The 2,569-nt window shown below is 67.0% G+C and carries 1 protein-coding gene; it reads right to left on the bottom strand.

Annotated elements, in window-relative coordinates; all coding sequences use genetic code 11:
• On the bottom strand, nucleotides 1–2,468 hold a 2,468-nt coding region (gene pheT, locus ACFMO5_RS03115; RefSeq protein ID WP_376791307.1), incomplete at its 3' end, for a phenylalanine--tRNA ligase subunit beta.
• Nucleotides 2,469–2,569 lie beyond the last annotated feature (101 nt).

Here is a 2,569-nt window from a genome sequence, read left to right as displayed (position 1 = left end):
GCGACCTCGCGGTCGGTGAGGGTGCGATCCTCCGCCTGGTAGAACACGGTAAAGGCCAGGCTCCGATGGCCTGGAGGGATCGGATCCCCTTGATAGACATCGAAGAGCCGGACTTCGCGGACGAGCGGGGCGCCCGCCTCTCGGAGGACCGCGGCCAGGGCTGCGGCCGGGACGTTCTCCGGGACGATGAAGGCCAGATCCTCCACCACCGGGGGCACCCGGGGCACTGCCTCGAACGGGTGCGCCAGCGGAGCAAGCCCTTGCATGGCCTCCAGATCCAGCTCCGCTACCAGCACCGGCTGATCGGGGAGCTCCCACGCTCGGCGCACCAACGGGTGCAATTCCCCGAGGATCCCGAGGGGACGGCCGCCAGCCTTCACCTCTGCCCCGCGGCCCGGAAGCAGCGTCGGGTGTTCTGCACGCTCAAACGCCACATCGGGGATGTGAAGCCGCTCCAGCAGGGTTTCCACGATGCCTTTCAGGTCGAAGAAATCCATTAGCCCACGGTCCACCGGCAGCCACGAGGAGGGATCCCGCGGACCGGTGAGGGCGAGGCCTACCCGCCGCGGCTCCTCTGGGAGCGACGCGTTGGGAACGGGAAGGAACACTTTGCCCACTTCGAAGACCGCCACCCGCTCCCGGAAACGCAGGTTCATCACCAGGGTGCGCAGCAGGCCAGGGAGCAAGGTGTGACGGAGCACGGTCCGTTCCTCGCTGATCGGGTTGATCAGACGGATGTACTCAAGGGCCGTGTAAGGGTTCGCCGCTCCAGGTGGGGTCAGGCGGGCTTCATCGTCTGGATGGATCAAGGCGTAGGTGATCACCTCCTGGAGCCCACAAGCAACCAAGATATCCCGCACCCGTTCTTCAAAGATCCAGGCGGGGTTCCCTCGCTGCGGCGGCAGCGGATCCTGGAGACGGGTCTCTGGGATCCGATCGTAGCCCCAGATACGGGCGATCTCCTCAATAAGGTCCTCCGGCCGGCTGCAATCCAGCCGGTGGTCCGGCACCGTCACCCGCCAGGCCGTCCGCGCCCCCTGACGGCGCGCCCGTCGTTTTCGATCGGAGATCGGCTTCGCCTGGAATTCCAAAGAGCGCAGGATCCGCTCGATCTGGCGGGGTGGGATGGAGAAGCCCAAGACGCGCTCCACGGCCTCGACGGAGAGGGGGATCACGACCCGGGGGGCCTTCCGAACGTAGGCGTCGGCGAGGCCCTGGGCCACCATGCCCTCCGCCAGCCGTTGCATGAGGCCTGCCGCGCGCCGGGCGGCGGGGACGGTGAGGGCGGGATGGATCCCTCGGCCGAAGCGGGCGCTGGCCTCGCTGGGGATCCGGTGGCGGGCCGCTGTGCGGCGGATGGAGATGAAATCGAAATTCGCCGACTCCAGGAGAACCGCGCGGGTGTTCTCCCTGACCTCCGTTTCCGCCCCGCCCATCACCCCTGCGATAGCGATGGGCCCCACCTCATCGCAGATCAGCAGATCCTCCGGATCCAGCGCCCGATCCGTCCCATCCAAGGTGCGAATCCGCTCCCCGGGCCGGGCGCGGCGGACGATGATCGTTGGGCGACGGCCCCCGGCGCGCTCCACCAGCCGGTCATAATCGAAAGCGTGGAGCGGCTGGCCCCATTCCAACATCACGTAGTTGGTGATGTCCACGATGTTGTTGATGGGGCGGAGCCCGCATAGCCGCAGCCGCCATTGCATCCAGTATGGAGAGGGGCCGACCCGCACGTCCTGGATCACCATCGCCGTGTAGCGTGGGCAGCCCTCTGGGTCCTCGATGCGGAGCCCCACCAGACGGCGGATGGTCGGGCCCAAGGCCTTGACCTCTGTGGAAGGATAGCGAAGGCGCCGGCCGGTGAGGGCGGCCACCTCCCGGGCGATCCCGATGATGGAGAAGGCGTGGGCCAGGTTGGGGGTGAGGTCGATATCCAGCACGACGTCCCCCAGGTAATCCGCGAGGGGCATCCCCACGGGGGCCTCCGGATCCAACAGGATGATCCCCTCGTGATCTTCAGAGATCCCGAGTTCCTTCTCCGAGCAGACCATTGCGTCGGAGTAGATCCCTCGGATCGTCCTTCCCTGGAGGCTCATCTTCACCCAGCCGGGCTGGTGGCCGTCGTACAGAGTTGCTCCCTCTAAGGCGAAGGCGACTTTCAGCGGGCGTTCCGGCGGGCGCTCCAGGAACGGGAAGAGGTTGGGGGCTCCGGTCACCACGACCTTCGGCTCCCCGCGGCCGTAATCCACGGTGGCTAACAGCAAACGATCGGCGTTCGGGTGGCGATCGACCCGGAGGATCTGCCCGACGACGATCCGCTCCCGGTCCCATTCCAAGGGGGCGCCGGGGATCCCAAACCGCTCGATGGCCGTCACCTCCAGGCCGGCCATGGTCAACCGCTCAGCCAGCTCCTCCGGCGACAGATCCACCTTCACGTGTTCCTGCAGCCAGCGCAGCGGGACCCGCATCGTGTGTTCCTCCGGACAGGATCTGAAAACACCTTAGGAGTCACGCGGTCGATTCCCTCCTAAAGGTCTTGAGGGTGGAGCCGGGCGCCAAAGGCGCCCGG

The organism is Thermoflexus sp., assembly GCF_042408365.1.
Lineage (GTDB): Bacteria > Chloroflexota > Anaerolineae > Thermoflexales > Thermoflexaceae > Thermoflexus.
This window is presented reverse-complemented; position numbering and strand designations above follow the sequence as displayed.